Here is a 4,896-nt window from a genome sequence, read left to right as displayed (position 1 = left end):
TTTTTGCCAACAAACACGGGGCCTGGGACTATGTGGACTGGTCGCCCGATTTCAACGGCGACAGCCCGCTGGCTCGAATCGCCACCCAAATGTACTACATCAAGGCCGCCAAAGATGCCGCCTTCCTGTTCCAGGAGATGGGGGATGCCACCAACGCAGAACACTGCCGGCAACTTGCCGAGAGGCTCACTCAAGCTGCACAACAGCACTGGCTTTCACCCCAAACCGATACGTTCGGCTTGCGACGCCAAGAGAACGCCATGGCGATTTTCGCCGGCGCAACCACTCCAAAGGAGACGGCGGCCATCTACAAGGCGGTTTTCGCGCCCGATAGCCCGGCCTGGTCTTACATCGCCACACCCTACTACAACAACTATGTGATCTACGCCATGAGCCTAGCCGGCCATACCCATGCGGCGCTCGACTTTATCCGGCGCTTTTGGGGAGGCATGATCGCCGAAGGAGCCACAACCTTCTGGGAGGGCTACGATCCCTCGTGGCCCAAGAAGCATTTTCATCTCTATCTCCAGGCGGATAACGGCATGGGCACCTTCGTTAGCCTGTGCCACGGCTGGTCTTCCGGCCCCACGAGTTTCCTCACGGAGCGCGTGCTCGGTGTACGCCCCACCGGAGCCGGCTATTCCACCGCCGTCATCGCACCCGACCTCGCCGGCCTGCAATGGGCGGAAGGCAATGTGCCCACTCCTCACGGCTTGATACATATCCGTGTTGAAGCCCTAAAACAGGGGGGAGAACGGGTGGACCTTACACTGCCCTCTGACGTAAAGGCCGACGTGCAACTGCATGGGAGGGCGAAACTGGTGGGCAGTTCGCTACAGCCGCGGTTCCAAGCCGATGAAAACCTCTCTCACTTCACTCTCGATCGGCCTGGTCACTACGTTTTCGAGGCAACGGCAGGATAGGGCTGTTTATAAGGCCAGGTCTGCATTTTCGCCTATCGTGGCAAGGCTCCGGCCATCGCAGAGTATCGGTTGGCGATGGCCGGCAACGCCATGAAACAGGAGGCCGTCCCAGTGGTGGGAGGTTGGACCTGTTAAGCCATGCCTATCTGACGTGCCCAGATGGCGCAAGGGGATAGAAGCTTACTCGATCTTGATGTCCCCCAACGGCATAATGCAATTTTAAATTTAGGCTAACCGTTACGCGCTTAGCGGCTCTACCACAACGGCGGTTCCGTAGGCCAGCACTTCGGTAATTCCTGCAGCGATCTCCGTTGCATCGTAGCGCACGCCGATCACCGCATTCGCGCCTTTTTCTACCGCATGCTGAATCATAATTTCGTAGGCCTCCTCGCGCGCATGCTCGCAGAGGTTTGTATAGAGCGTGATGTTGCCGCCGAAGAACGCCTGTATCCCCGCCCCAATATTCCCTAGCACGCTTCGTGAACGCACCGTAATACCGCGTACCACTCCACACGTTCTCACAATGCGATAGCCGGGCAGTTCGAAGGCGGTCGTCACCAAGTTATGGTCCATCAAGGCCGATGGCATCTTTTTGCTCCTTTCTTAGGTAAAGGGCACAGCAGGTCTTAGGGCACACCGGCGGTGCGTTTAAGCAACTCTAGGGTCTGCTGCAACTGCTTCATCGTCTGGCCGTAGCCGGCAAAATCGCCTTGGCGCAGCTGCTGTTGCGAGGTGCTGAAAAGGGAGCTTGCCTTCTGGATGAGCAGCCGCACCTCTGCCGAGAGGTTACCTGTCGGTTTTGTAGGCATTGTGCTTATGCTTGCATTCGAGGGAGCCGCAGAGGGCACAGGCTTGCCTCCCGCACTGTAGCCGGGGAAGAGAAGCGCCAACGCTTGGTCGAGGCTATTGGCCATCACCTCTTGGTCGCCATAGGCCACAACCACTTTAGCCAATTTGGGAAGACGGTTAACGTTGCTGGTGGCTTCCACGTAGAGTGGGGCGATGTAGAGCAGCGAGTGGGCTACGGGAATCACGAGGAGATTTCCAAACTCGGCGGTAGAGCCACCTGCGCGCAACAGAGAGAGCTGGGGTGAGATCACCGGGTCGCTGTTGATGCGCTGTAAGACTTGGGTGGGGCCTAGTACCGATACCTGCTGTGGGAACCGATAGAGCACGAGCTGGCCATAGTGGGGTGGGTCGCATCGGGCGCACATCCATCCGAGGATATTCTGGTCTTCTCTACGAATGGGGGAGAGCGGGCTCATCAGCACAAACTCCTCGCTGCCGGAGGCCTGGGTGGGATTGGTGGGCTTGTCGCTGGCGCCCAGGTCGGGCAGATGCATCACCACATAGTAAGGCTCCATCTCACGCGGTTGCTGCTCGATGGTAGAGAGCGGCTCGTCCGGCACTGCCCAAACATCCTCACGAAGGTAGAACACACGGGGATCGTCCACATGATACACGGCGTAGATGGCGCGTTGAATGCGGAACAGGTCCTCCGGATAGCGCAGATGCGCCCGCATTGCCGGCGAGAGATCGGAAAGCGGGTGAAAAATGCCGGGGAAGATGCGGCTATAGGCCTGTGCGATGGGGTCGGAGGGATCGGCCAAGTAGAGGGTCACCCGGCCGCTGTAGGCGTCCACCGTGGCCTTTACGCTGTTACGGATGTAGTTGAGCGATTCGGTGGTCATGGGGTTCACGCCGAGCTGGCGCGGTGTGGCATAGGGGTAGCGATCGGAAAGAGTGTAGCCGTCAATCACCCATACCAGATGCCCATTATCCGGATCGATCACCAAATAGGGATCGGTGTCTTGTTGCAGGAAGGGGGCGACAAGCTGCACGCGCTCGCGAATATCACGTCGCCAAAGCACGCGCGTGTTCGGAGTGAGGCTGTGGATGAGAAGCAGGTTCCAATCGTTAAGACGATAGGCAAACAGAAGTTTGCGAAACAGGGAGTTGCCGATGCGAATCCCCCCGTGTCCCTGATAGAATGCGTAGTGATCCTGATCGTCGTTGCCTGTTGCCGGATAGTCGAACTCCGGCTGTTGGGTATCTACGTAGACGGGGCGATAGTCCAACATGCCGTAGTAGATTTGGGGATGGGCGATGGTCAACCCGGCGGCTTCGCCGGTGGCTTTGGGCGGAAACCCTTCGATGAGGTAGACCGGGTCGCCATCCACAGTCTGGTTTACCGGCGACATCACCACGCCGTAACCATGGGTATAGCTTAGGCGACGGTTTTGCCAAGTTTGAGCCGATTCGGGTAGGGCATCCACATCCATCTCACGGGCGGCAAGCATCACCTGGCGCAGATGCCCTTGGAAGAGATAGCGGTCAATATCTATATTCGGCACGCGCCCGCCGCCGGGCAGCAGGGCCTCGAACCGATAGTAGGGCTTAACCGCCTGTATCTGCTGATAGACCTTGGCAAGATATTTGTAGTCCCAAAGGCGCACGTTATCGAGGGTGGCTCGGTTTTTCTCCAAAACGGCCGTGTTAAGGCTGAGATCGGCGGGAAAGTTGTTGACTTGGAGCACGTGCTCTAGCCCGTAGGCCGCGCGAGTGAACTGAATATTGCGTTGGATGTAGGGGCGTTCAAGCCCAAACTGATTGGGAGCAACCTGCAGCGTTTGAGCTGCTTGGGGCACCACGCCGCCCAAAATAATGGTGGCCGCGAGCCATGCTGCTCCACTCCAGATAGCCGGTTTAAGGCGCCACGTTTTCATGGCCACCAAGCAGGCGATGGCCGTAATAAGAAGCAAGGCTATCTCAACACGAATGGCAAAGAGGCGATAGTGCACATCCACATAGTCGGCACCCACAAAGATGCCGTTGTCATGCTGTAGGAGGCCGTAGGCTCCAAGCTGGGTGCCAAACGCTTGCGTAAGCGCAAGAAGGGCGATAAGCCCAAGCGCAGGCCGTAGGGCGCTTTGTGGCAGACCCCCTTCGGGGCGAGCGTTAAGTGCTCGCTCGAGGTAGCCGATGCCGATGACCGCCGCCAAGGCCACCAGGAACGTGATCATAAAAAAGCCCTGAAGATAGCTCAAAAACGGCAACTGAAACACGTAGAACCCGATATCGTGGTGATATACCGGGTCGAGCCGATGAAACGGCACGCTATGAGTAAAAAGCAGCCAATCGTTCCACTCGTCTGAAGCCGACCGTCCCGCCCACAAACAGAGAATAAGAGCCACAACGAAAGCGATGCGCCGAAGAAGGCGCGGCAAAGCGGGTTTCTGGCTGCCTCCAAGTCGTTGAACCAGTTGGCTCCAGAAGGCATCGGGTGTGCTGTTGATCGTGATGGTGACGCTGGTGAAGAAGATGACAAAAAAGAGGAAGGCGGCCACAAAATAGAGCACGGATTTCGAGATCACCTCGGTGAAGAAAACCTGCCGATAGCCTACCTCTCGGAACCAAAGCCAATCCGTGTAGACCGGCACGAAGTTGTGCAGCACGAGAAAGAGACCAAAAAGCACAAGAAAGGCTATGAGAAAGATCAACCCTAGTCGGCGTGGGAATGGGGAGGGCTGTTCATGCAATACAATGATCTCCGGTTCGTGCGATCTAGCCATTGGTTCCTCCTACAAGCCAACTCCGTGCCGTTTGTCTTTTGCACAAAGCCTCTTCAGTATAGCATACGGAGGAGAACGCTTTTCGGTTTAGTGTGGGAGTGGAGGACCTGCTTGCAGTCCCCACACCTTGTCAGGGAAAGAGGCACCTCGCAGTGGGCGTCCTCGCGGACGGCGCCTTTGCGGCCAGCACCGTTTCCTTAATCATCTCGTTCCCTGGCCGCTGCATCGCTGTCTGCTTCTACAACCCCCACCCCCAATCCCTCCCCCTATCAGGGAGAGGGGAGACCAATAAGTTCATTGGCGGTTTCCTTTGATACGCTGTCATCTGGACACTAACCACACTAGCCCCCTTTCTTCAACAAGTAAGACACAATAAACGCCTCAGCGGCCAGAACCGTTTC

3 protein-coding genes are annotated in these 4,896 nt (G+C 57.2%); 1 reads left to right on the top strand and 2 read right to left on the bottom strand.

The features are described 5' to 3' along the window. Nucleotides 1-923 (top strand): alpha-L-rhamnosidase C-terminal domain-containing protein (locus tag VKV18_RS08435; protein ID WP_324203764.1); only part of this gene is annotated, 923 nt, incomplete at its 5' end. A gap of 237 nt (nucleotides 924-1,160) precedes the next feature. Here VKV18_RS08435 and VKV18_RS08430 read toward each other — a convergent pair. Both VKV18_RS08430 and VKV18_RS08425 read right to left on the bottom strand, forming a co-directional pair. Beyond that, complete coding sequence (locus VKV18_RS08430) at nucleotides 1,161-1,511, bottom strand: YbjQ family protein (RefSeq protein WP_324203763.1); 351 nt, start codon at nucleotides 1,509-1,511, stop codon at nucleotides 1,161-1,163. A 38-nt stretch (nucleotides 1,512-1,549) separates the two neighbouring features. Next, nucleotides 1,550-4,495 (bottom strand): UPF0182 family protein, encoded by a 2,946-nt coding sequence (locus VKV18_RS08425; RefSeq protein ID WP_324203762.1) that lies wholly within the window; start codon nucleotides 4,493-4,495, stop codon nucleotides 1,550-1,552. Nucleotides 4,496-4,896: the final 401 nt, after the last annotated feature.

Origin of the sequence: Chthonomonas sp. (genome assembly GCF_035294505.1) — a bacterium.
GTDB lineage: Bacteria > Armatimonadota > Chthonomonadetes > Chthonomonadales > Chthonomonadaceae > Chthonomonas.
This window is presented reverse-complemented; position numbering and strand designations above follow the sequence as displayed.